At 62.8% G+C, this 23,297-nt stretch carries 22 protein-coding genes; 8 read left to right on the plus strand and 14 right to left on the minus strand.

Features of this window, described 5'->3' with window-relative positions; all coding sequences use genetic code 11:
- Positions 1–149: 149 nt before the first annotated feature.
- The 5 genes from AB4N80_RS00605 (at position 150) to AB4N80_RS00625 (ending at position 3,656) form a co-directional block, all read left to right on the plus strand.
- Entirely contained in the window at positions 150–1,643 is a 1,494-nt protein-coding gene (locus tag AB4N80_RS00605; protein ID WP_122568875.1) for an RNA polymerase factor sigma-54, read from the plus strand.
- Positions 1,644–1,719: 76 nt separating this feature from the next.
- On the plus strand, positions 1,720–2,028 hold the full coding sequence (gene hpf, locus AB4N80_RS00610) for a ribosome hibernation-promoting factor, HPF/YfiA family (RefSeq protein ID WP_003178005.1): 309 nt from the start codon (positions 1,720–1,722) through the stop codon (positions 2,026–2,028).
- 12 nt (positions 2,029–2,040) lie between these two features.
- Positions 2,041–2,505 carry a PTS IIA-like nitrogen regulatory protein PtsN gene (gene ptsN, locus AB4N80_RS00615; RefSeq protein ID WP_122568876.1) on the plus strand — a complete coding sequence of 155 codons (465 nt, stop codon included), beginning with the start codon at positions 2,041–2,043 and terminating at the stop codon, positions 2,503–2,505.
- 2 nt (positions 2,506–2,507) lie between these two features.
- The gene (gene rapZ / locus AB4N80_RS00620; RefSeq protein WP_018613998.1) at positions 2,508–3,365 is read left to right on the plus strand and encodes an RNase adapter RapZ; all 858 of its coding nucleotides are present in this window, start codon (positions 2,508–2,510) and stop codon (positions 3,363–3,365) included.
- Between the two features lie 15 nt (positions 3,366–3,380).
- Positions 3,381–3,656, plus strand: a complete 276-nt coding sequence (locus AB4N80_RS00625) for an HPr family phosphocarrier protein (protein ID WP_122568877.1) — start codon at positions 3,381–3,383, stop codon at positions 3,654–3,656.
- A gap of 175 nt (positions 3,657–3,831) precedes the next feature.
- Here AB4N80_RS00625 and AB4N80_RS00630 read toward each other — a convergent pair whose 3' ends face one another.
- From AB4N80_RS00630 to pmbA, 6 genes are all read right to left on the minus strand, one after another.
- Entirely contained in the window at positions 3,832–4,722 is an 891-nt protein-coding gene (locus tag AB4N80_RS00630) for a ZIP family metal transporter (RefSeq protein WP_460080222.1), read from the minus strand.
- A gap of 19 nt (positions 4,723–4,741) precedes the next feature.
- Positions 4,742–5,365 (minus strand): superoxide dismutase, encoded by a 624-nt coding sequence (locus AB4N80_RS00635; RefSeq protein WP_122568879.1) that lies wholly within the window; start codon positions 5,363–5,365, stop codon positions 4,742–4,744.
- Positions 5,366–5,367: 2 nt separating this feature from the next.
- Positions 5,368–5,808: a hypothetical protein gene (locus AB4N80_RS00640; RefSeq protein WP_305469747.1), complete on the minus strand. Its 441-nt coding sequence runs from the start codon at positions 5,806–5,808 to the stop codon at positions 5,368–5,370.
- A gap of 27 nt (positions 5,809–5,835) precedes the next feature.
- On the minus strand, positions 5,836–7,212 hold the full coding sequence (locus AB4N80_RS00645; RefSeq protein ID WP_460080226.1) for a class II fumarate hydratase: 1,377 nt from the start codon (positions 7,210–7,212) through the stop codon (positions 5,836–5,838).
- On the minus strand, positions 7,205–7,600 hold the full coding sequence (locus tag AB4N80_RS00650; protein WP_053118468.1) for a hypothetical protein: 396 nt from the start codon (positions 7,598–7,600) through the stop codon (positions 7,205–7,207). Before AB4N80_RS00650 ends, AB4N80_RS00645 begins: the two co-directional genes overlap by 8 nt.
- 156 nt (positions 7,601–7,756) lie before the next feature.
- Complete coding sequence (gene pmbA / locus AB4N80_RS00655) at positions 7,757–9,103, minus strand: metalloprotease PmbA (protein WP_122568882.1); 1,347 nt, start codon at positions 9,101–9,103, stop codon at positions 7,757–7,759.
- Positions 9,104–9,210: 107 nt separating this feature from the next.
- Here pmbA and yjgA point away from each other — a divergent pair, with 107 nt between their 5' ends.
- Positions 9,211–9,735 (plus strand): ribosome biogenesis factor YjgA, encoded by a 525-nt coding sequence (yjgA, locus tag AB4N80_RS00660; RefSeq protein WP_003197830.1) that lies wholly within the window; start codon positions 9,211–9,213, stop codon positions 9,733–9,735.
- Between the two features lie 150 nt (positions 9,736–9,885).
- On the opposite strand, the gene tldD is transcribed toward yjgA, so the two are convergent.
- From tldD to mreB, 8 genes are all read right to left on the minus strand, one after another.
- The gene (tldD, locus tag AB4N80_RS00665) at positions 9,886–11,328 is read right to left on the minus strand and encodes a metalloprotease TldD (protein WP_072341241.1); all 1,443 of its coding nucleotides are present in this window, start codon (positions 11,326–11,328) and stop codon (positions 9,886–9,888) included.
- 5 nt (positions 11,329–11,333) lie between these two features.
- On the minus strand, positions 11,334–12,197 hold the full coding sequence (locus AB4N80_RS00670; protein ID WP_122568883.1) for a carbon-nitrogen hydrolase family protein: 864 nt from the start codon (positions 12,195–12,197) through the stop codon (positions 11,334–11,336).
- A 162-nt stretch (positions 12,198–12,359) separates the two neighbouring features.
- A complete protein-coding gene (locus AB4N80_RS00675; RefSeq protein ID WP_122568884.1) occupies positions 12,360–16,163 on the minus strand; it encodes a YhdP family protein in 3,804 nt (1,267 codons plus the stop codon).
- A 61-nt stretch (positions 16,164–16,224) separates the two neighbouring features.
- On the minus strand, positions 16,225–17,682 hold the full coding sequence (gene rng / locus AB4N80_RS00680; protein ID WP_053118461.1) for a ribonuclease G: 1,458 nt from the start codon (positions 17,680–17,682) through the stop codon (positions 16,225–16,227).
- Positions 17,683–17,738: 56 nt separating this feature from the next.
- Entirely contained in the window at positions 17,739–18,335 is a 597-nt protein-coding gene (locus AB4N80_RS00685) for a Maf family protein (protein WP_122568885.1), read from the minus strand.
- 201 nt (positions 18,336–18,536) lie between these two features.
- Positions 18,537–19,025, minus strand: a complete 489-nt coding sequence (gene mreD / locus AB4N80_RS00690; RefSeq protein ID WP_003197820.1) for a rod shape-determining protein MreD — start codon at positions 19,023–19,025, stop codon at positions 18,537–18,539.
- Positions 19,022–20,113 (minus strand): rod shape-determining protein MreC, encoded by a 1,092-nt coding sequence (gene mreC, locus AB4N80_RS00695; RefSeq protein ID WP_240998533.1) that lies wholly within the window; start codon positions 20,111–20,113, stop codon positions 19,022–19,024. The genes mreD and mreC overlap by 4 nt, the downstream gene beginning before the upstream one ends.
- A 171-nt stretch (positions 20,114–20,284) precedes the next feature.
- Positions 20,285–21,322 carry a rod shape-determining protein MreB gene (gene mreB / locus AB4N80_RS00700; protein WP_002555108.1) on the minus strand — a complete coding sequence of 346 codons (1,038 nt, stop codon included), beginning with the start codon at positions 21,320–21,322 and terminating at the stop codon, positions 20,285–20,287.
- Between the two features lie 214 nt (positions 21,323–21,536).
- Between mreB and gatC the strand changes: the two genes are divergently transcribed.
- Both gatC and gatA read left to right on the plus strand, forming a co-directional pair.
- The gene (gene gatC / locus AB4N80_RS00705; RefSeq protein ID WP_003197816.1) at positions 21,537–21,824 is read left to right on the plus strand and encodes an Asp-tRNA(Asn)/Glu-tRNA(Gln) amidotransferase subunit GatC; all 288 of its coding nucleotides are present in this window, start codon (positions 21,537–21,539) and stop codon (positions 21,822–21,824) included.
- Between the two features lie 16 nt (positions 21,825–21,840).
- Positions 21,841–23,292: an Asp-tRNA(Asn)/Glu-tRNA(Gln) amidotransferase subunit GatA gene (gene gatA / locus AB4N80_RS00710; protein ID WP_122568887.1), complete on the plus strand. Its 1,452-nt coding sequence runs from the start codon at positions 21,841–21,843 to the stop codon at positions 23,290–23,292.
- The last annotated feature ends 5 nt before the right edge of the window (positions 23,293–23,297 follow it).

The raw sequence follows: 23,297 nt of genomic DNA on the forward strand, positions 1-23,297 counted from the left end.
GAATTGCCCGGGCGTCGTTTAATTTTATTATGGCGACGCTCTAGGCAAACACTTCAGTTTCAGGCATATAATTTGCTTAAGTTTGGCGCTCCGGCGCCCTGTAGTGGATGGCGCATGTGCGCCGGCGAATAAGGTGTTAAGCCCCTGCCATGAAACCATCGCTAGTCTTGAGAATGGGCCAGCAGCTGACGATGACACCGCAGCTGCAACAGGCCATCCGCCTGCTCCAATTGTCGACCCTGGACCTGCAACAGGAAATCCAGGAGGCCCTGGAGTCCAATCCGATGCTCGAACGCCAGGAAGAAGGCGACGACTTCGATAACACAGACCCGCTGGCCGACAACGTCGAGCAGAAGCCCAACACCGAGATCCCGGAACCGTCCTACCAGGAAGCCGCCCCGACGGTGGACAACCTCGAGGATGGCGAATGGAACGAACGCATTCCCAACGAGCTGCCCGTGGACACGGCCTGGGAAGATGTCTACCAGACCAGCGCCAGCAACCTGCCCAGCAGCGATGACGACGAGTGGGACTTCACCACCCGCACCTCTGCCGGTGAGAGCCTGCAAAGCCACCTGTTGTGGCAACTGAACCTGGCGCCGATGTCCGACACCGATCGCCTGATCGCCGTGACGCTGATCGATTGCATCAACAACCAGGGCTACCTGGACGAGACCCTCGAAGAAATCCTCGAAGCCTTCGACCCCGAGCTCGACATCGAGCTGGACGAGATCGAAGCCGTTCTCCATCGCATCCAGCAATTCGAACCGGCCGGCATCGGCGCCCGCAACCTGGGCGAGTGCCTGTTGCTGCAATTGCGCCAGTTATCCGCCAAGACGCCATGGCTGGCCGAAGCCAAGCGACTGGTCACCGATTACATCGACCTGCTGGGCGGTCGCGACTACAGCCAATTGATGCGTCGCATGAAGCTCAAGGAAGATGAACTGCGCCAGGTCATCGAGCTGGTGCAGAGCCTCAACCCCCGCCCCGGCTCGCAGATCGAATCCACCGAGCCTGAGTACGTGGTCCCCGACGTGATCGTGCGCAAGCACAACGATCGCTGGCTGGTGGAGCTCAACCAGGAGTCGGTGCCCAAGCTGCGGGTCAATGCCCAGTACGCCGGTTTCGTCAAGCGCGCCGACACCAGCGCCGATAACACCTTCATGCGCAACCAGTTGCAGGAAGCCCGCTGGTTCATCAAGAGCCTGCAAAGCCGCAACGAAACCCTGATGAAAGTAGCCACCCAGATCGTCGAGCACCAGCGAGGCTTCCTGGAGTACGGCGATGAAGCGATGAAACCATTGGTCCTGCATGACATTGCCGAAGCGGTGGGCATGCACGAATCGACGATTTCCCGGGTGACCACCCAGAAATTCATGCATACCCCCCGGGGCATCTATGAATTGAAATACTTTTTCTCCAGCCATGTCAGCACCTCCGAAGGCGGCGAATGCTCGTCCACGGCCATCCGCGCGATCATCAAAAAACTGGTGGCCGCGGAAAATCAGAAAAAGCCGTTGAGTGACAGCAAGATCGCTGGTTTACTGGAGGCACAAGGCATTCAGGTGGCCCGCCGTACCGTCGCCAAGTACCGCGAATCCCTCGGGATCGCGCCTTCGAGCGAACGCAAGCGGCTGATGTAACAGGCCACGCCACAGCGTTCCAGTGGCAGGCATTTCTGCCTGCCGCTTTATGCACTGGCAACGAAGGAGAAGCTGTATGCAAGTCAACATCAGTGGACACCAACTGGAAGTGACCGAACCCCTGCGCACCTACATCGGCGAAAAACTCGACCGATTGGAGAGGCATTTCGACAAGATCACCAACGTGCAAGTCACGATGAACGTCGAGAAGCTGCTGCAGAAAATCGAAGCCACGCTGCATATCCCCGGCGGAGAAGTGGTTGCCAACGCAGAGCACACAGACATGTATGCCGCGATTGACCTGCTGACCGACAAGCTGGATCGCCAACTCAAAAAGCATAAGGAAAAGACCCAGAGCCTCCTCCAGGGCGCGACCGGTCGTTAACCCCCCCAATCCATGATCCGACTAGAAACCATCCTGACCCCCGGCCGTTCCCAAGTGAACGCGCCGGGCGGCAGTAAAAAGAAAGCCCTCGAACAAATTGCCAACCTGATCCACCGCGAGGTGCCGGATCTGGGAATGCAAGACGTCTTCGAGGCCCTGGTTGCCCGTGAAAAACTCGGTTCCACCGGTTTTGGCAACGGCATCGCCATTCCTCACTGCCGTCTCAAGGGTTGTGCCGCGCCGATCAGCGCGTTGTTGCACCTTGATACCCCCATAGATTTCGACGCCATCGACGGCGCTCCGGTCGACCTGCTGTTTGTATTGCTGGTTCCGGAAGCGGCGACCGATGCGCATCTTGAGCTGCTGCGCCAGATAGCCAGCATGCTGGACCGCAAGGAAGTGCGCGAAAAACTGCGCAGCGCGCCGAGTAACGAAGCTTTGTACCAGGTGGTCCTGGACGAGCAGAACGGTCATTAAACATGCGCATGATCATCGTCAGTGGCCGCTCCGGCTCCGGTAAAAGCACGGCCCTCAACGTGCTTGAGGACAGCGGCTACTATTGCATCGACAACCTGCCCGCCGGCCTGCTGCCGGAACTGGCCGAACGCGCCCTGATCCACACCGAGCTGGCGCAGCCGCTGGTGGCGGTGTCCATCGATGCGCGCAACCTGCCGAGCCACCTGTCGCGTTTTCCTGAACTGCTCGAAGAAGTGCGCAGCCGGCATATCCAGTGCGACGTGCTGTACCTGGATGCCGATGAGGAGACGCTGCTCAAGCGTTTTTCCGAAACCCGTCGGCGTCACCCCCTGAGCAACGCCAACCGCTCCCTGGCCGAAGCCATCGAGGATGAAAGTCAGCTGTTGGGGCCGATCGCCGACCTGGCGGACCTGAAGGTCAACACCACGCACCTGAACCTGTACCAGTTGCGTGACACGATCAAGCTGCGCCTGCTGAACCAACCGGAGCCGGGCACGGCGTTCCTGGTGGAATCGTTCGGCTTCAAGCGTGGCATGCCGGTAGACGCCGACCTGGTGTTCGATGTGCGTTGCCTGCCCAACCCGTATTGGAAACCGGAATTGCGTGAGCAGTCCGGGCTTGATCAACCGGTGATCGACTACCTGGCCGCACAGCCGGATGTCGAGGAAATGTACCAGGACATCTCCAGCTACCTGCTCAAATGGCTCCCCCGCTTTGCCGCGAGCAACCGCGCCTATGTCACGATCGCCATCGGCTGTACCGGCGGTCATCACCGCTCCGTCTACCTGACCGAACGCCTGGGTCAGCTCCTGCAACAATCCCTGAAGAATGTCCAGGTTCGCCACCGCGACCTCAGCTAAAGGATTCACATCGCGATGCCTGCTCAGGAAATTGAAATCATCAACAAGCTGGGTTTGCATGCCCGGGCGTCGGCAAAATTTGTAGGTGTGGCGGGGAGTTTTCCGGATACCACGATCAGGGTCGGGCGTACGCCAGAGTCCACGGTCGACGGTAAAAGCATCATGGCAATGATGATGCTCGCGGCCGGCAAGGGCACCAAGATTCACCTGAGCACTGAAGGGGAGAAAGCGCAGGAAGCGATGGAGGCCCTGGTTGACCTGATCAACAGATACTTCGACGAAGGCGAATAACGGCCCCAAGACTCGAGTCGAGCCAGTTGTGGCAAAGGGATTTTTTGTGGGAGCAAAGCTTGCTCGCGATGAACGATAACGCGGATAACCTGCACAATCGCGGCGCCTGCATCGCGGGCAAGCCTTGCTCCCACAGATAAATCTCACCACAGGTGTGGATTCGCGCCCTTCGCCGTCAGCCCAACGCCGTATCCAGCACCATCATCAGACAGAACCCCACCAACAACCCCAGGCTCGCCAGTTTCTCGTGACCATTGCGGCGGGATTCGGGAATGACCTCGTGGGTCACCACCAGCAACATCGCCCCGGCCGCCAACGCCAGGCCCAGGGGCAAGAGCATCTCGGCCAGGCTCACCAACCAGGCGCACAACAGCGCGAACACCGGCTCGACCAGCCCTGACGCCGCGCCAATCAGGAACGCCTTGACCCGCGACATGCCCGCCGCGGCCAGCACCAGCGCGATCACCAACCCTTCGGGGACATCCTGCAAAGCGATGCCCATCGCCAGGCTGTCGGCATCCGGCATGCCGCCACCCGCCGATACGCCCACCGCCATGCCTTCCGGAATGTTGTGGGCGATGATGGCAAACACGAACAACCAGATCCGCGGCGCAATAATCGGACGTCCTGGTGCCACCACCATCCTTTCGGGGCTGGCCGAGACCTTGCGGTCCACCAGATACAGCCCGAACGCCCCCGACATAATCCCGACACAGATAAGGCCGCTGGCGGCCCAAGGCGTGAGCCCCAACTGCTCGGCCGCGGCAATGCCCGGCACGATCAGCGAAAACGCCGTGGCGGCAAGCATCACCCCGGCACCGAAGCCCAGCAGCGAATCGCTCACGGCCTGGGGCATGCGCCGGATGACCAGCACCGGCACCGCCCCCAACGCGGTGCCCAAGGCACAAAGCCCGCCGCCCTGAAAGGCACGCAACAACCTGGGCTCCAGGTCCAGCCACGCCAGGCCCTGGGCCGCCAACAACGTCATCCCGGCCAACAGCAGCAACGACCCCAAGGCATAGCGGAACATCCGTCCGCTTCCAATCGCCAGTGTTTGAGTATCCATAGTCAGCCTTGGCGGGTGTTCATGAAGGACTCGAAGCCAGCGCCGCCTGATAGCGTCGGGCGACTTCAGGCCAATTGATCACGTTGTAGAACGCATTGATGTATTCCGGACGACGGTTCTGGTAGCGCAGGTAATAGGCGTGCTCCCAGACGTCCAGGCCAAGAATCGGCGTGTTGCCATTCATCAGCGGACTGTCCTGGTTGCCGCTGCTTTCCACCACCAGGGTCTTTTGCGGGGTCACACTCAACCAGGCCCAGCCGCTGCCGAAACGGGTCAGCGCCGCTTTGGTGAAAGCCTCCTTGAAACGCTCGATACCGCCCAGTTGCGCATCGATCGCCGCCGCCAGGGCGCCCTCGGGCAGGCCGCCGCCCTGGGGCGTCATCACCTCCCAGAACAACGAATGATTGGCATGGCCACCGCCCTGGTTGATCACCGCAGCCTTCAGGCTTGGCGGCAACTGCTCCACGCTGGACACCAGTTTTTCGACGGGCCACCCGGCGTATTCAGTGCCGTCCACCGCCGCGTTGAGGTTATTGATATAGGTCTGGTGGTGCTTGGTGTAGTGGATCTCCATGGTTTGCGCATCGATGTGCGGTTCCAGGGCATCGTAGGCGTAGGGCAATGCAGGCAAGGTAAAGGCCATGTTCAATGAACTCCATGATGAAGAGGGGCATTGCGCTGCCGGGACGTAGCGGCATTGCAATGCAGCAGGCGTTGGGTGCGGGGGTACTCACCGTGCTCGCTGATGAAATTCAGCAGTTCGACGTAGGTCTTGTGGCTCTGGCGCTGCGCGGCGGCGCGCAGGGCCGGTGTCAGGCGTTCGTCCTGCATCGTCTGCAACAACCGTTGGTGGATCGCACACAAGTATTCGGCGCTCTCCTCCGGCTGGTTCAAGCGCAAGTGCAGGTCCGCCAGGTTGTGATGGGAGACGACGCAAGCGGCGACCGCTTCGTCGGCATCCGCCCAGCGCTCGAATAACACCTGGGCCAGCGCCAGGGCTTGCAGGTAGGCTTCGCGGGCATCCACCAGCTCGCCCAGCATGAAACAGCGATTGGCTCGTTCGATCGTACGTTTCCAGTGTTCCATGATGAGTCCTCCACACAGGTGTCGGGGTTACACGCCGCCGGCGGTGAGCTTCTCCGGGTCCAGCAGGACTTCGAGTTCGCTGCGAGACAGGTCGGTGTGTTCCAGGGCGACATCGATGACCGGTCGGCCTTGCCGGTAAGCCTTCTTGGCGATTTCAGCGGCCTTCTGGTAACCGATGATCGGGTTCAGCGCGGTCACCAGGATCGGGTTGCGCGACAACGCTTCCTTGAGCCTGGCTTCGTTGACCTTGAACGTGGCGATGGCCTTGTCCGCGAGCAAGCGGCTGGCGGTGGACATCAGGGTGATGCTGCTGAGCAGGTTCTGGGCGATGATCGGGAGCATCACGTTCAATTCGAAGTTGCCCGATTGACCGGCGATGGTGATTACCGTGTCGTTGCCGATCACCTGGGCCGCTACCATGGCGGTGGCCTCGGGAATGACCGGATTGACCTTGCCGGGCATGATCGAGGAGCCCGGTTGCAAGCCCTCGAGTTCGATCTCGCCCAGGCCTGCCAGCGGACCGGAATTCATCCAGCGCAGGTCGTTGGCGATTTTCATCAGCGACACGGCCGTGGTCTTGAGCTGCCCGGAAACCGCCACGGCAGTGTCCTGGGAGCCAATCAGCGCGAACAGGTTCTTGCCCGGGGTGAATTGCACTTGGGTCAGTTGCGTCAGTTGCTGGCTGAACAGTTCGGCGAAACGTGGATGGGCATTGACCCCGGTGCCGACCGCCGTCCCCCCCTGGGCCAGGGATTGCAGGCTCGGCAACAGGTCCTGCAAGTGGCCGATATTGGCCTTGAGCTGTTGCGCCCAACCGTCGAGCACCTGGCTCAGGCGCACCGGCATGGCGTCCATCAGGTGGGTGCGGCCGGTTTTGATGAACGGGTGGACGTCTTCGGCCTTGCGCTCGATCACCTGCACCAGGTGCAACAACGCCGGCAGCAGTTGCTCATGCAAGGCCAGCGCGGCACTGACATGAATGCTGGTGGGGATGATGTCGTTGCTGCTCTGACCGCAGTTGACGTGGTCATTCGGGTTGACCGTCTCCCCCAGCAGGCCGCTGGCGAGGGTGGCGATCACTTCGTTGGCGTTCATGTTGGAGCTGGTGCCGGAGCCGGTCTGGAAGATATCCACCGGGAAATGGTCCATGAAACGGCCTTCGAGCAGTCCCATGGCGGCATCGACGATGGCCTTGCCCTGGGCCGCGCTGATTTGTTCCAGCTCTACGTTGGCCCGAGCGGCCGCGGCCTTGGCCAGGATCAGCGCGCGGATGAACGGCGCTGGCATGCGCTGGCCGCTGACCGGGAAGTTATCCACGGCACGCTGGGTCTGGGCGCCATAGAGGGCGTCCACTGGGACGTGCAGCTCGCCCATGCTGTCGCGTTCGATACGGGTATTACTCATCGGGAGATCCTTGCACCAGTTCAATAAGAGGAATCGATGGCGCCAGGGCGCAGGTCGCCAGCGCCCAGGCATGGCTCTGCCAGCGCTTGAGGCGGCAGCGGCACAATGATTGGCGTTCGAGGTCACGCAGGGGGCGCCAGGCCTGGTCGAGGCAGAGGCTGCGCCAATGCCAGGGCAGCGCGACGTCCGAAGCGGTGTCGAGCAGCAGGCGGAAGGCGGTTTCGGAGATCATCCACGGCGAGGTGGCCGTGCAACAAGCCAGGTAGCGGCCCTCGGCCAGGTAGTGCTCGATCAACCGCGGCTCGTCCGGATTCATCGCGCAACGGATCTGGCGGCTCATCCAGCGCCAGCTTTCAAGGTAGGGTTGTTCGTGCAGGGCAGAACTCATGACCGGGGCTCACTCGGCGAATGAGATTCATTATTAGATGATAATAAGAAGCAACACAACCGTGGAACACCACAAAAGCGTCGTCGCCACAGGATTTCGGATACAAAAAAGGCGCATCACCCCGTGGATGACGCGCCTTTCTTTACGCGATGAGTATCAGCTACCCGCCACCATCATCCGCTCGATCAGCACCGAGCCGGTGCGGATGTTACTGCGCAATTCCAGGTCGTTGCCCACGGCCACGATCTGCTTGAACATGTCGCGCATGTTGCCGGCGATGGTCACTTCCTGGACCGGGAACTGGATCTCGCCGTTCTCGACCCAGAAACCCGCCGCACCACGGGAATAGTCGCCGGTGACCATGTTCAAGCCATGGCCCATCAGTTCGGTCACCAGCAGGCCCCGGCCCATGCGCCGCAGCAAGGCGGCCTGGTCTTCTTCGCCATGGGTCACGAACAGGTTATGCACGCCACCGGCATTGGCGGTGCTCGGCATGCCGAGTTTGCGGCCCGAATAGGTGCCGAGGATGTAGGACACCAGCTCGCCCTTTTCCACGAAGGGCTTGGCGTAGGTGGCCAGGCCATCGCCGTCGAACGCTGAGCTGCCCATGGCCTGCATCAGGTGCGGACGCTCGTCGATGGTCATCCATTCCGGGAACAGTTTCTGGCCCAGCGCGCCCTCGAGGAACGACGACTTGCGGTACAGGTTGCCGCCGGATACCGCAGACAGGAAGCTGCCGAACAGGCCACCGGCCAGCTCGGCCGAAAACAGTACCGGCACTTCGCAGGTCGGCACCGGCCGCGCGCCCAGGCGGCTGGCCGCCCGTTGCGCGGCTTTCTGGCCGATGCTCACCGGGTCCGCCAGCAAGGTGCCCTGGCGGCTCACGTCGTACCAGTAATCGCGCTGCATCTGGCCGTTGGCTTCGGCGATCATCACGCAGCTAAGGCTGTGGCGGGTCGATGCATAACCGCCGATGAAACCATGGCTGTTGCCGTAGACGCGGCAGCCCTGGTGGGTATTGAGCGTCGTACCGTCGGCATTCTTGATCCGCGAGTCGGCATCGAACGCCGCCGCTTCGCAACGCAGTGCCTGCTCGATGGCCTGCTCGGGGGTGATGTCCCAGGCGTGGAACAGGTCAAAGTCCCGCAACTCTTTGCACATCAGTGCGGCATCGGCCAGGCCCGAGGCTTCGTCTTCAGAGGTGTGCTGGGCAATCGCCAGTGCCGCGGCGACGGTTTCGCGGATGGCGTCCGGGCCACTGGCCGACGTACTGGCCGAACCCTTGCGCTGGCCTACGTACAAGGTGATGCCAAAGCCCTGGTCGCGATTGAATTCGACGGTTTCCACCTCGCGCTGGCGTACCGAGGTCGACAGGCCCTGTTCCAGGGACACCGCCACCTCACACGCACTGGCGCCCTGCCGCTTGGCCTCGGCGAGGATCTGCTCGACTTGTTCCTGCAGTGCCGGCAATGCTTGCGGGCCGACGCTCTGAACTGCACTCATGGTGTTCTCCACTCAAATTCTGTTTTCGGGATGGCCTTCGAGCGACCGGGCCGGACAAGCGGCCCCCGACTGGTTATCATGGCGGCGTTTCTTTGCGGACTGCCACCATGGTTGATTCTTACGACGACTCCCTCTACGAGGGTGAAAAAAGCAAATCCCAGGTCAAACGCGAGCTGCATGCTCTGGTTGACCTCGGCGAGCGCCTGACAACACTCAAGCCTGACTTGCTGGCCAAACTGCCTTTGACCGACGCCTTGCGCCGGGCCCTGGCCGATGCGCCCAAGCACACCGCGAATATCGCGCGTAAACGGCACCTGCAATTCATCGGCAAACTGATGCGCGATCAGGACACTGACGCCATCCTGGTGCTGCTCGATCAACTCGATGCCTCCACCCGGCAGTACAACGAACGCTTCCACAACCTGGAACGCTGGCGCGATCGCTTGATCGCAGGCGACGACGGCGTGCTGGAAAAATTCGTCATCGACTACCCGGAGGCTGATCGCCAGCAACTGCGCTCCTTGATCCGTCAAGCCCAGCACGAGTTGGCGCAAAACAAGCCACCGGCCTCGAGCCGTAAAATCTTCAAGTACATCCGTGAGCTGGACGAGACTCAACGCGGCCTGCGCTGATCGCTAACAGCTTTACCCTCCTGCAAGAGGTTTCCGTGGCGAGGGAGCTTGCTCCCGCTCGGTTGCGCAGCAACCGCATCGGGGCTACTGCGTAGCCCAGCGGGAGCAAGCTCCCTCGCCACGATGACTCATGCAAGCCCCAGAGCACGCTCATGCGCCCGTGCCACCCACGGTAATCGCATCGATCTTCAGGGTCGGTTGACCGACGCCTACCGGCACCGATTGCCCATCCTTGCCACACGTCCCCACGCCACTGTCCAGCGCCAGGTCGTTACCGACCATCGACACCTTGCTCATCGCCTCCGGCCCGTTGCCGATCAGGGTCGCGCCCTTGACCGGTGCGGTAATCTTGCCGTCTTCGATCAGGTAGGCCTCACTGGTGGAGAACACGAACTTGCCGCTGGTGATGTCCACCTGGCCACCGCCGAGGTTGGCGCAATAGATGCCCTTCTTCACCGAGGCGATGATTTCCGCCGGATCGCTTTGGCCACCGAGCATGTAGGTGTTGGTCATGCGCGGCATCGGCAGGTGCGCGTAGGATTCACGACGGCCGTTGCCGGTGCGGGCCACGCCCATCAGCCGGGCATTGAGCTTGTCCTGCATGTAGCCCTTGAGCACGCCGTTCTCGATCAGCGTGGTGCATTCGGTCGGTGTGCCTTCATCGTCGACGCTCAGGGAGCCGCGACGCCCGGCCAGGGTGCCGTCATCGACAATGGTGCAGAGTTTCGAAGCAACCATTTCCCCCATGCGTCCGCTGTAGGCCGAACTGCCCTTGCGGTTGAAATCGCCTTCCAGGCCGTGGCCCACCGCTTCGTGCAATAGCACGCCGGACCAGCCGGAGCCCAGCACCACTGGCAACGTGCCGGCCGGGGCCGGGATCGCCTCAAGGTTGACCAGCGCCTGGCGCAACGCTTCGCGGGCGTAGCCCATGGCGCGGTCTTCGCTGAGGAAATAACGGTAGTCTGTGCGCCCGCCGCCGCCATGGCCGCCACGCTCACGCCGACCGTTCTGCTCGACGATCACGCTGACATTGAACCGCACCAACGGTCGAACGTCCGCCGCCAGGCCGCCGTCGGTGGAGGCCACCAGGATGCGCTCCCAGACCCCGGCCATGCTCACCGTCACTTGCTGGATGCGCGGGTCCAAGGCACGGGTGGCGACGTCGATGCGCTTGAGCAACTCGACTTTTTCGGCGCGGCTCATGACTTCCAGCGGATTGTCCGGCGCATACAGCTGCGCCACGTCCTGGCTGCTGAACGCCTGGACCGTGCCATTCTGCCCGGCGCGGGAAATCGAGCGGGCGGCACGGGCCGCAGCGCCGAGGGCTTCGAGGGTGATGGCGTTGCTGTAGGCAAAACCGGTCTTTTCCCCGGACTGGGCGCGCACGCCCACGCCCTGGTCGAGGTTGAAACTACCTTCCTTGACGATGCCGTCTTCCAGCGACCAGGACTCGGAGATCTGGCCCTGGAAATACAGGTCGGCCGCATCGATGCCCGGGCCGGCCAAGTCGCCCAGCACGCCTTGCAGGCTTTCGAGGGTCACGCCGCCGGGGGCTAAAAGGTGTTCACTGACTGAGGACAACAACCCGCTCATATGTTTTACGCCTTGAATTCGTCGTCTTGGACAGGCCGCTGTCGAGCGCCCTGCGAGAAAAAGCGCCGATGGCTGGCCACCGGCATGCGCGCCCGGATGGACGCTTGTTCGCTGCTGTCGCGCTCGGCCACCAGCACGGCCTCGCCTTGATCCTGTTGTGCCAGCACGCGACCCCACGGGTCGACAATCGCCGCATGGCCAAAGGTTTCCCGAGGCCCCGGATGCACACCGCCCTGGGCGGCCGCCAGCACGTAGCACTGGGTCTCGATGGCCCGGGCGCGGATCAGCACATCCCAATGGGCCGCGCCGGTCACCGCGGTAAACGCCGACGGCGCCGTGATCAGTTCGGCCCCGGCCGCCCGCAGCTCGCTGTAGAGCTCCGGGAACCGCAAGTCATAACAAACCGTCAGGCCCACCCGGCCGGCGGGGGTATCGGCAACCACCACGTTGGCACCATAAGCATAGTCATCCGACTCGCGATAGCGCCCGCGATTGTCCGCCACATCCACATCGAACAGGTGCAGCTTGTCGTAACGCGCCACGATCTGACCCTGGTCGTCGACCAGCAACGAACAGGCATGGGACCTGGCCTCGGGCTGGTCCACCGGCGGCAACGGCAACGTGCCGGCCACAATCCATAACTTGAGGTCACGGGCGACCTGTTTCAACCACGGCAGGATCGGTCCCTGACCAAAGGCTTCGGCACGGCCGATATCGGCAACGTCCCGCCGCCCCATCGCCGCGAAATTCTCCGGCAGCACCGCCAGCCTCGCACCGCCGGCAGCAGCCTGCTCCAGCAGCACCCGGGCACGGGCCAGGTTGGCGAGCACATCGCTTTGGCTGACCATTTGAATCACGGCGACTGGCATGGTTTCTCCCTCATTTTCATCCTCGCCCAAGGTGGCTGTGGGAGCAAAGCTTGCTCGCGATGAGGCAGGTACATCCAACATATAGGCTGGTTGATACACCGCAATCGCGAGCAAGCTTTGCTCCCACAGGCCCGCTCCCACAAGGGGGTTGGCGTCGAACTGTCAAAACGGCTTGTCGAAGGTGATCTTCGGCTCTTTCCACGGCCCCTTGACGTCGTATCTTACGCTGGCAAAACGCGCCACGCGGTCGCCGATCAGTTTGTCGATCAGAAACAGCGCCCCACCCACCGCCGGTGCGCCAACGATCAGCGCGGCAATCGGCAGGTTGTTGGTCACCGGCAGCGTCACCAGCAGCTTGGCGTCGACCCGATCGGCCACCATGTCCAGCGTGCCGTTGAGTTCCAGGTTGCTCGACGGCCCGGTCAGGGTAATGGGTTCGCGGGTCACGTACACCCCGTCGCTCGCCACCAACAACCCTTTGACCCGGTCGTAGCTCAGGCCCTTGCTGAACAGGTCGGAGAAGTCCAGGCGCAAGCGTCGGCCGATGGAGTTGAAGTTCAACAGGCCAAATACCCGCAACGCCTGGGCACTGCCTTCGACTTCAACGAACTGGCCTTTGCTCAACGACGCATCGAGGCTGCCGGAAAAGCGCTTAGTGGCGACCCACGCCGGCGAACCGGGCCAACGCCCATCGACATCCAGGCGGAATGTCTGGCTGGTCACGCTTGGCGCAAAGCCCCAGCCCTTGAGCACATCGCCCAGGTTCTTGCCGCCGATCCGGCCCTTGTACCAACTGCTGGTGGCACCGGGCGCGCCTTCCCAGCCGCCGCTGCCGTTCAACACCATGCCCTTGAGGCCCATGTCCAGGTTGTTCAGCGCGATGCCCTTGGCGGTCGGTCGCACTTTCAACGACCACGCGCCGATGAGATCGGGGCCCTGGAACAATTGGTCGATGGCGATATCCATGGCCGGGATCTTGCCGGGATCGACCGACGCCAGAGGGTCCGGTGCGTTTTCATCCGCCTGGACGGTCGGGTCCGCGGCCGGCAGGCGAACATAGTCGAGCTTGATACCAATCGGGGCGGCCTTGGCGTCCGGCAGGTTGACATTGCCCTTGGCCTGCTGGCTGTCGAGCCGCAAGGCCCAGGCGTCCGGCTTGCGATCCAGTTGCACCGACGCCTGGTCCAGGGTGGTGCCCATGGCCGTAAGTTTGCCAACGTTCAGATCGACGCTGCTGAGCAGTTGCTTGGCACTGCCGCCCGGATCCTGGCCCGCGTATTTGTTCACCAGGTCCTGCCAAGGACTGACATCCAGTTCCGCCAACGTGCCGCGCAGTCGCAGCCCCTTGCCGCCAGGCAGCACCGCATCGCCGGCCCCCAGCAGCAATTCGCCGCGACCGTCAGCGACTTTCCCGCTCGGCGCGGCGTAAGTGAAGCTGGCCAGGTCGCCATAATCGACCCAATAACGCCGTTCCGCCCCTTGCAGGGTCATGCGAAACACCGTGTCGCGCCCGACCTCGGCGGCCATTCCGAAGGGAGCCGGCAGGTCGATGGCCACGCCCTTGAGGCTGGAGCTGACCGACAACTGGCTGTCGGCGCCGTCGAGGATCACTTGCAACTGGTAGGGCACGACGCCCGATACCGGCAACGGTTGGGTGACATTCAGCCAACGGGTGAGCTTGTTGATTTCCACCTGCCCGGAGGCGGCGACCCGCGTGTTGAGTGCACCGGCACGGCCCTCGGCGAAAATCTGCGCGGTTACGGGCCGGTCGAATGCCCGGGCACTGATGCCTTTGCCACTCAAGCCCTTGTTGCTGTCAAAGCGAAAATCGCCCTTGAGCTGGGTCAGTTCCAGCGCCGGCTCGCTGAGTTTAAGACGAGCCTGGTCGGTGGCGAAGTCCACCAGGATCTTCGGTTGCTCGCCTTTGACCAGCGGGATATCCAGCTTCACGCTGCCTTTGAGGTCGCCCTCACCTTCCCAGCCGGCGAACGTCTCGGCGGTCCCGATCGGCGCGGTCTGGAGAATTTTCAGACCGTCGCCCAGCCCACCGGCGAACCCGCCGTCCAGCAGCAGATGAGAGCTCTGGCCGGTCGGGACATGGGGAATGTTCACCGAAACATCCTTGACCTGGGTCTCGAGCAATTGCCCTTGGCTGGCATAGATGCGCACGCCGCTGTCTTCGACGAAGACATCGCCGCTGACCTTGCTGACCGAAGGCCAACCCGGCTGGAACGCCAATTCGGCGTCATGCACCTTGAAAAACAGGCTGATGCTGCGGTCCGCGTCCCCGGCGCCTTTATTCAGTGAGCCTTGGTACTGGAAAAAGCCCTCGTCCACCGCGCCCTTGACGATGGCCGTGCGCAGCCACTCATCCAGCGCTGGGCTGAGGACCGCCGGCAGGTACTTGGCGGTGTAGCGTCCATCACCGTCCACCAGGCCGACCCGCAGGTCCATGTAGTCTTCCTGGCTGTGGTCGAAGTGCAGGCGGATCAGGAAGTCGCCGGCAATCCGGCCCTCCTCGCCCAGCACCTTCAGGTACGGCGCGATCAGGGTGAAACCTTGCTTGTCGAGCTTCCAGGTCAGCCGGGCGTTGGCCTGCAGGTACTGCCAGGGCTTGGCGAAGATCGGGTCCAGGTGCAGGGAAAAGTCCTTGCTGTCCATGCGCAGCTCGCCGCCGCCCAGGTCGCCGCTCAGGCTCCCGGAGACATTGCGCGCCGCCGGGGCGCCGCGATAGGCATCAAAGCCCACGGTGTCCAGGTTGGTGGCGAAGCTGACTTTCTGGTCACCGGTGTTTTGCGGCCGGTAGTCCAGCAGCACGTTGCGCAGGGCTCCGGTCACCTTGAGCCGGTCAATCGTCGTGGCGAGGCCTTCGGGCAATGGCGCCAGGGCATTGAGCAAAGGCGTGAGCGGGGTCAGGTCGAGGCGGTCGGCCTGCAGGTGCCAGCGTTCCTCGGCCTGCTCGGTGGCGGCCGTTTGTTGCAGTTGCAGGTGCGATTCCCAGCGGGTCTCGCCCAGGTTCATCGCCAGGGAGTCGAAGGTCGCGGTGAAGCCTTGGCTACCACGCTGGAAATAAGCGTTGAGGGCCAGGTTGTGGATCTGTACCGGCTTGCGTTCGCCATAGGCGCCCTGGAGCTGCGGCGCGTTCAGGCGCATGGTCGCACTTTGCAGCGTGCCCTCGGCCCAACTGAGCCAGAACTCACCGCCGGCCTTGATCTGGGAGAAATTCCATTGCTGGGTCAGGCGTTTCGGCAGCCATTTGGACCAGTCGCTTTGCGGCAGGCTCAAGTAGGCATCGGCCTGGCCGTTCTTCCAGTCGCTGGCGCGCAGGCGGGTGCGCAGGTTGATCGCCACCGGCTGCCCGTCAGGCAGAGTCAGGCGTGCGTCCAGGCGCTGGCGGGTGGCGCCGGTGCGCAGGCTCAAGCCGACGTAGGTGAGGGTCAGTGGCGGTTGTTCGATGGGCTGCAAGGTCACCTGGCTATCGAGCACCGAGAGCTTGGAGACCATTTGCATGCGTTCGAGCAACTGCTGCGGATCGAGGGGCTGCTCGTCCTTCACCGGCAGGCCTTCCAAAGCCCACTTGCCGTCGGCGCCTTCCTTGAGGCTGATCTTCAGGCCACTGACTTCCAGGTGGGCGATACGCACCTGACGCGCCAGCAGGCTGTCCCACAGGTCAGGCACGGCCCGCACCTGATCCAGGTGCAAGGCATTGGGGCCCTCGCCGACCACCACGTCGCGCGCCGCCAGGATCGGCGCCAAGCCGCTCCAGCTGCCGTCGAGGCTGCCGATGTGCACGGGCATGCCCAGGGCGGCACCGGCGCGGGTCTCGACCTCGGCGCGGTATTCGGCCACCAGCGGGACCAACTCTCGACCGAGGCTGACGTACAACGCCAGCAACACCAACAGCAGGGCGCAAAGCCCCAGCCCCCAACGGGTCAGCGTCGCGATCATGCGTGTCAGACGCTCCATGTCAGTGGGCTCCCCCTGGCTAAGACAATCAAATCCGCGGGCCCGCCGCTTCCCAAGCTCTTCAGAGCAGCACCACGTCGTATTGTTCCTGGGAATACATGGTTTCAACCTGGAAGCGAATCGTGCGTCCGATAAACGCTTCCAACTCCGCGACATTGCCTGACTCTTCGTCGAGCAGGCGATCCACCACTTTCTGGTTCGCCAACACTCTATAACCGGTCGCCTGGTAGGCGCGCGCCTCCCGGAGGATTTCCCGGAAGATTTCGTAACACACGGTTTCCGGGGTCTTCAGCTTGCCACGCCCCTGGCAACTGCTGCATGGCTCGCACAGCACCTGCTCTAGGCTTTCGCGGGTGCGCTTGCGGGTCATCTGCACCAGGCCCAGTTCGGTGATACCAATGATGTTGGTCTTGGCGTGATCGCGTTCGAGTTGTTTTTCCAGCGTCCGCAGCACCTGGCGCTGATGCTCTTCATCCTCCATGTCGATGAAGTCGATGATGATGATCCCGCCCAGGTTGCGCAGGCGCAGCTGCCGGGCAATCGCCGTGGCGGCCTCCAGGTTGGTCTTGAAGATGGTTTCTTCCAGGTTGCGATGGCCGACGAACGCTCCGGTGTTGACGTCGATGGTGCTCATGGCTTCGGCCGGATCGACCACCAGGTAACCGCCGGACTTGAGCGGTACCTTGCGTTCCAAGGCTTTCTGGATTTCGTCCTCGACCCCGTACAGATCGAAAATCGGCCGCTCGCCAGGGTAATGCTCCAGACGGTCGGCGATTTCCGGCATCAGCTCGGCGACGAACTGGGTGGTCTTCTGGAAGGTTTCCCGGGAGTCGATGCGAATCTTCTCGATCTTGGGGCTGACCAAGTCGCGCAAGGTCCGCAGCGCCAGGCCCAGGTCTTCATAGATCACGCTGGGGGTGGCGATGGTCTTGATCTGCGCGGCGATCTGATCCCAGAGGCGGCGCAGGTAGCGGATGTCCATGAGGATCTCATCGGCCCCGGCCCCTTCGGCGGCGGTGCGCAGGATGAACCCACCGGTTTCCTTGATGCCTTCTTTTTCCACGCAATCGCTGACCACCTGCTTGAGGCGCTCGCGCTCAGCTTCGTCTTCGATCTTCAGGGAAATGCCAACGTGGGCGGTACGCGGCATGTACACCAGGTAGCGCGACGGGATCGACAGTTGCGTGGTCAGGCGTGCGCCCTTGGAGCCGATGGGGTCCTTGGTGACCTGCACCACCAGGCTCTGGCCTTCATGCACCAGCGCGCTGATGCTCTCCACGGCCGGTCCTTCGCGCATGGAGATTTCCGACGCATGGATGAACGCCGCGCGGTCCAGGCCGATGTCGACGAAGGCCGCCTGCATGCCCGGCAGCACCCGTACCACCTTGCCTTTATAGATATTGCCGACGATGCCACGCTTTTGCGTACGCTCGACGTGGACCTCTTGCAGCACACCGTTTTCAACCACCGCCACGCGCGACTCCATCGGCGTGATGTTGATCAGGATCTCTTCACTCATGGCAGGGTCTCGCTCAGGCATGTTCACGATAATGGCCGCATCAAGTCAGACGGCGCTCAGCGCGCGTTCAAGGTTTGCCAACAGGGTATGCCGAAATGGCCCAGTAGTTCTGCGGTTTCGCACAGCGGCAGGCCGACAACGGCTGAGTAACTGCCTTCAAGCCCGGCGACGAACACCGCGCCCAGCCCTTGGATACCATAGCTGCCAGCCTTGTCCCGGGGTTCGCCGCTGGCCCAATAGGCCATTGCTTCCGGTTCGGTGATGGGGCGAAAACGCACCCGGCTGCGCACCACCCGTGATTCGCAGCGCGAGCCGTCCAGTACGGCGATGGCGGTCAACACCTCATGGTCGCGACCGGACAGGCTCAGGAGCATCGACAAGGCGTCAGCCTGGTCCACGGGTTTGCCAAGAATCCGCCCCTCCAGCACCACGGCGGTGTCCGCCCCGAGCACGCAGCCCTCCACACCGGCGTCCAGGCCTCGTCGCCCAGCCTCGGCCTTGCCGCGCGCCAGGCGCTCGACATAGGCCGATGGGGTTTCATGATCCAGGGGCGTTTCGTCGATGTCCGCGCCGATGGCGGTAAAGGGCACGCCGATCTGCGTGAGCAGTTCACGCCGACGCGGCGAACCTGAGGCGAGGTAAAGCGGTTTCATCAAGACATCTCCCTAACGCGACCGGCTTTTGTGGCGAGGGGATTTATCCCCGTTGGGCTGCGCTGCAGCCCTAAAGCAGTGAACTCAATCTTCCTGGCACACCGAGTTGCCTGGCTTGGGGCTGCTGCGCAGCCCAGCGGGGATAAATCCCCTCGCCACTGGGATGTAAGTCATCAAAAAAGTGTAGATAGCCTGACCGAATCAGTTGATTTTGAAACGCAGGCGCAGGCCACGCAAACCGAAGCTGACCCATGGCCAGAGCAAGGCACTGACCAGGGCTGGCAAGACCAGCGCCAGGGTTGGCTGGCGATTGCCGGTCAGAGCGCTGAGCCATAGTTGCACCAGTTGCGCCAGGCCGAAGATCACCAGGATCACCAGGCACTGTTGCCACATGGGGAACATCCGCAGGCGTTGTTGCAGCGACAGCACCAGGAAGGTGATCAGGGTCAGGATCAACGCGTTCTGTCCCAACAGCGTGCCGTAAAGCACGTCCTCGGCCAGGCCCAGGCACCAGGCGGTGACCATGCCGACCTTGTGGGGCAAGGCCAGCGCCCAGAAGGCCAGCAACAGGGCCAGCCACAGGGGGCGCAGGATTTCCATGAACTGCGGCAGCGGCGAAACGCTGAGCAACAGGCCGATGGCGAAGGTCAGCCAGACCATCCAGCCGTTACCGGATTGGGTACTGCTCATTCTTCTCGTGCTCCCCTGGTCGCCGGTGTAGCGGCGGGTGTCGAGGCCGGTGGTCGAGCCGCCGGCCTCGCAGGCTGGGACGCCGGCGCATGGTTGGCCGGCCGGGCGGGTGCCGCGGCAGGCGTGGCGGGCGCGGTCGACGGCGTGGTGGCCGGGGCAGTCGCAGCGGGTGTTGCCGCTGGAGGCTTGGGCACCGTGGCCGGTGCTGCGGGTGCGGTCGGGGCAGCCGACTCACCGCCCTGGCGGTCCTGGGCTTCCTGGGCCACGGCGGCGTCGTTGGCACGCTCTTCCGGCGTGCGGTTGTCACTGAAGACCAGCAGCAGGTAGCGGCTGCGATTCAGCGCCGCCGTCGGCACCGCGCGGACAATGGCGAACGGCTGGCCGGAATCATGGATGACTTCCTTGACCGTCGCCACCGGATACCCGGCCGGGAAGCGCTGGCCGAGGCCGGAGCTGACCAGCAGGTCGCCTTCCTTGATGTCGGCGGTATCGGCCACGTGCCGCAGCTCCAAGCGCTCCGGGTTGCCGGTGCCGCTGGCAATCGCCCGCAGGCCGTTGCGGTTGACCTGCACCGGAATGCTGTGGGTGGTATCGGTCAGCAACAGCACGCGGGAGGTATAGGGCATCAACTCCACCACCTGGCCCATCAGGCCCCGGGCATCGAGCACCGGCTGGCCGAGGACCACGCCATCGCGCTCGCCCTTGTTGATCAGGATGCGGTGGGTGAAGGGGTTGGGGTCCATGCCGATCAACTCGGCCACTTCGACCTTCTCGTTGACCAGTGCGGAGGAGTTGAGCAACTCGCGCAGCCGCACGTTCTGCTCGGTGAGGGCCGCCAACTTCTGCATGCGCCCCTGCAACAGCAGGTTTTCGGTCTTGAGTTTTTCGTTTTCGGCGACCAGTTCGGTCCGGCTGCCAAATTGGCTGGCGACACCTTGCCATAAGCGCTGCGGCAGGTCGGTGATCCAATAGGATTCCATCAACACCAGCGACATCTGGCTGCGTACAGGCTTGAGCAGCGTGAAGCGGGCATCGACCACCATCAGCGCGACCGATAGCACGGTCAGCACCAGCAGGCGCACGCCCAATGAGGGGCCTTTGGCGAAAAGCGGTTTAATAGGCCGCTCCTCCCAGGCAAATGTTTTCTTTATTCATACGGCATCAAACCGGCCTGGATACGAATGACAGAAGATAAACGCCAACGGGCAGCACTGCAAAGTGCTGCCCGGGAGCGAACAACATAGACCACTCAGCCAGACTTATTCGCTGGAGAGCAGGTCCATGGTGTGCTTGTCCATCATTTCCAATGCACGGCCACCGCCGCGGGCAACGCAGGTCAACGGGTCTTCGGCCACGATCACCGGCAGGCCGGTTTCCTGGGCCAGCAGCTTGTCGAGGTCACGCAACAGCGCACCACCACCGGTCAGCACCAGGCCGCGCTCGGCGATGTCCGAGGCCAGCTCCGGCGGCGACTGCTCCAGGGCGCTCTTGACGGCCTGGACGATGGTCGCCAGCGATTCCTGCAACGCTTCGAGCACTTCGTTGGAGTTGAGGGTAAAGGCCCGTGGAACGCCCTCGGCCAGGTTGCGACCGCGTACGTCGACTTCACGGACTTCACCGCCCGGGTAGGCCGTGCCGATTTCCTGCTTGATACGCTCGGCGGTGGATTCGCCGATCAGGCTGCCGTAGTTGCGACGCACATAAGTGATGATCGCTTCGTCGAAACGGTCGCCGCCCACACGTACGGATTCGGCGTAGACCACACCGTTGAGAGAGATCAGTGCGATTTCAGTGGTACCGCCACCGATGTCGACGACCATCGAGCCGCGGGCTTCTTCCACCGGCAGGCCGGCACCGATGGCCGCGGCCATGGGCTCTTCGATCAGGAACACTTCACGGGCACCGGCACCGAGGGCCGATTCACGGATGGCGCGACGCTCTACCTGGGTGGACTTGCATGGCACGCAGATCAGCACACGAGGGCTGGGCTGCAGGAAACTGTTTTCGTGAACCTTGTTGATGAAGTACTGCAGCATCTTTTCGCAGACGCTGAAGTCGGCGATCACGCCGTCCTTCATGGGGCGAATGGCCGCGATGTTGCCCGGTGTACGGCCCAGCATGCGCTTGGCTTCCGTACCGACAGCCACGACACTCTTCTGGTTACCATGGGTGCGGATGGCCACGACCGAGGGTTCATTCAGGACGATACCGCGCTCGCGCACGTAAATAAGGGTGTTGGCAGTGCCCAGGTCGATGGAAAGATCGCTGGAAAACATGCCACGCAGTTTCTTGAACATGGGAAAGGGACCCTAGGCAACGCGTGGGTAAAAAAGTGCGGCAAACTCTAACAACGACAGGGATTTTGGGCAAGGCGCCAATATGTTAAATTGGCCGCTTTTCTGTGCACCAAACCCCGAAATCGCGGCCGTAGGGCCGTAGAAATGCGGTAGTGTTCCGACAATCTAACACACGGACAGACTGCGTCCGTTTTGTTTTCCACTGGAGAATCCCATGGCGCTTGAACGCTCCGACGTGGAAAAAATCGCTCATCTGGCCTGTCTGGGCCTCAATGAAGCCGATCTTCCACACATTACTTCTGCCCTGAACAGCATTCTGGGGCTGGTCGACGAGATGCAGGCGGTCAACACCGACGGTATCGAACCCCTGGCCCACCCACTGGAAGCCAGCCAGCGCCTGCGCGCCGACGTCGTGACCGAGTCCAATCACCGCGAGGCCTACCAGTCCATCGCACCAGCGGTCGAAAACGGCCTGTACCTGGTTCCGAAAGTCATCGACTAAAGGGAAAGAGCCTCTCATGCATCACATGACCCTGGCCGAGATCGCCCGCGGACTCGCCGATAAAAAGTTTTCCTCCGAAGAACTGACCCAGGTCCTGCTGGCGCGCATCGCCCAGCTCGACCCGCAGCTCAACAGCTTCATCAGCCTCACCCAGGAGCTGGCCCTGAACCAGGCCAAGACCGCCGACGCCCGTCGCGCCAAGGGTGAGACCGGCGCCCTGCTCGGTGCGCCGATTGCCCACAAGGACCTGTTCTGCACCCAGGGCATCCGCACCAGTTGCGGCTCGAAGATGCTCGACAACTTCAAGGCCCCGTACGATGCCACCGTGGTCGCCAAGCTGGCCGCCGCTGGCACCGTGACCCTGGGCAAGACCAACATGGACGAATTCGCCATGGGCTCGGCCAACGAGTCGAGCTACTACGGCGCGGTGAAGAACCCGTGGAACCTGGAACACGTACCGGGCGGCTCGTCCGGCGGTTCCGCCGCCGCCGTGGCCGCGCGCCTGTTGCCGGCCGCCACCGCCACCGATACCGGTGGCTCGATTCGCCAGCCAGCAGCGTTCACCAACCTCACCGGCCTGAAGCCGACCTACGGTCGCGTTTCGCGCTGGGGCATGATCGCCTACGCCTCCAGTCTCGACCAGGGTGGCCCGCTGGCGCGCACCGCCGAAGACTGCGCGATCCTGCTGCAAGGCATGGCCGGCTTCGACCCGAACGACTCCACCAGCATCGATGAGCCCGTTCCGGACTACAGCGCCAGCCTCAACGGTTCGCTGCAAGGTTTGCGCATCGGCGTGCCGAAGGAATACTTCAGCGCCGGTCTCGACCCACGCATCGCCGAGCTGGTCCACAACAGCGTCAAGGAGCTGGAGAAGCTCGGCGCGGTCATCAAGGAAATCAGCCTGCCGAACATGCAGCACGCGATTCCTGCGTACTACGTGATCGCCCCGGCGGAAGCGTCCTCGAACCTGTCGCGCTTCGACGGCGTGCGCTTCGGCTATCGCTGCGAGAACCCGGAAAACCTGGTCGACCTGTACAAGCGCTCCCGTGGCGAAGGCTTCGGTGCCGAAGTGCAGCGCCGGATCATGGTCGGCGCCTATGCGCTGTCCGCCGGCTACTACGATGCCTACTACCTCAAGGCGCAGAAAATCCGCCGCCTGGTGAAGAACGACTTCATGGCCGCCTTCAACGAGGTCGACATCATCCTCGGCCCGACCACGCCGAACCCGGCCTGGAAACTCGGCGCCAAGAACAGCGACCCGGTCGCCGAGTACCTGGAAGACGTCTACACCATCACCGCCAACCTCGCCGGCTTGCCGGGCCTGTCCATGCCGGCCGGCTTCGTCGATGGCTTGCCGGTGGGCGTGCAATTGCTCGCGCCGTATTTCCAGGAAGGCCGCCTGTTGAACGTTGCCCATCAGTATCAGTTGAACACTGACTGGCACACCCGCACCCCAACCGGCTTCTGAGGAGA

It is taken from the genome of Pseudomonas sp. H3_A02 (genome assembly GCF_054671965.1).

Excerpts from the sequence above, each read along its gene's own strand:
- AB4N80_RS00650 (WP_053118468.1), bottom strand. The coding sequence starts at position 7,600 with ATGAGTTCTGCCCTGCACGAACAACCCTACCTTGAAAGCTGGCGCTGG.
- yjgA (WP_003197830.1), top strand. The coding sequence starts at position 9,211 with ATGGTTGATTCTTACGACGACTCCCTCTACGAGGGTGAAAAAAGCAAA.
- AB4N80_RS00645 (WP_460080226.1), bottom strand. The coding sequence starts at position 7,212 with ATGAGTAATACCCGTATCGAACGCGACAGCATGGGCGAGCTGCACGTC.
- gatA (WP_122568887.1), top strand. The coding sequence starts at position 21,841 with ATGCATCACATGACCCTGGCCGAGATCGCCCGCGGACTCGCCGATAAA.
- AB4N80_RS00625 (WP_122568877.1), top strand. The coding sequence starts at position 3,381 with ATGCCTGCTCAGGAAATTGAAATCATCAACAAGCTGGGTTTGCATGCC.
- AB4N80_RS00685 (WP_122568885.1), bottom strand. The coding sequence starts at position 18,335 with ATGAAACCGCTTTACCTCGCCTCAGGTTCGCCGCGTCGGCGTGAACTG.
- AB4N80_RS00630 (WP_460080222.1), bottom strand. The coding sequence starts at position 4,722 with ATGGATACTCAAACACTGGCGATTGGAAGCGGACGGATGTTCCGCTAT.
- AB4N80_RS00670 (WP_122568883.1), bottom strand. The coding sequence starts at position 12,197 with ATGCCAGTCGCCGTGATTCAAATGGTCAGCCAAAGCGATGTGCTCGCC.
- gatC (WP_003197816.1), top strand. The coding sequence starts at position 21,537 with ATGGCGCTTGAACGCTCCGACGTGGAAAAAATCGCTCATCTGGCCTGT.
- AB4N80_RS00605 (WP_122568875.1), top strand. The coding sequence starts at position 150 with ATGAAACCATCGCTAGTCTTGAGAATGGGCCAGCAGCTGACGATGACA.
- pmbA (WP_122568882.1), bottom strand. The coding sequence starts at position 9,103 with ATGAGTGCAGTTCAGAGCGTCGGCCCGCAAGCATTGCCGGCACTGCAG.
- AB4N80_RS00640 (WP_305469747.1), bottom strand. The coding sequence starts at position 5,808 with ATGGAACACTGGAAACGTACGATCGAACGAGCCAATCGCTGTTTCATG.
- ptsN (WP_122568876.1), top strand. The coding sequence starts at position 2,041 with ATGATCCGACTAGAAACCATCCTGACCCCCGGCCGTTCCCAAGTGAAC.
- rapZ (WP_018613998.1), top strand. The coding sequence starts at position 2,508 with ATGCGCATGATCATCGTCAGTGGCCGCTCCGGCTCCGGTAAAAGCACG.
- tldD (WP_072341241.1), bottom strand. The coding sequence starts at position 11,328 with ATGAGCGGGTTGTTGTCCTCAGTCAGTGAACACCTTTTAGCCCCCGGC.
- rng (WP_053118461.1), bottom strand. The coding sequence starts at position 17,682 with ATGAGTGAAGAGATCCTGATCAACATCACGCCGATGGAGTCGCGCGTG.
- mreD (WP_003197820.1), bottom strand. The coding sequence starts at position 19,025 with ATGAGCAGTACCCAATCCGGTAACGGCTGGATGGTCTGGCTGACCTTC.
- AB4N80_RS00635 (WP_122568879.1), bottom strand. The coding sequence starts at position 5,365 with ATGGCCTTTACCTTGCCTGCATTGCCCTACGCCTACGATGCCCTGGAA.
- mreB (WP_002555108.1), bottom strand. The coding sequence starts at position 21,322 with ATGTTCAAGAAACTGCGTGGCATGTTTTCCAGCGATCTTTCCATCGAC.
- hpf (WP_003178005.1), top strand. The coding sequence starts at position 1,720 with ATGCAAGTCAACATCAGTGGACACCAACTGGAAGTGACCGAACCCCTG.
- AB4N80_RS00675 (WP_122568884.1), bottom strand. The coding sequence starts at position 16,163 with ATGGAGCGTCTGACACGCATGATCGCGACGCTGACCCGTTGGGGGCTG.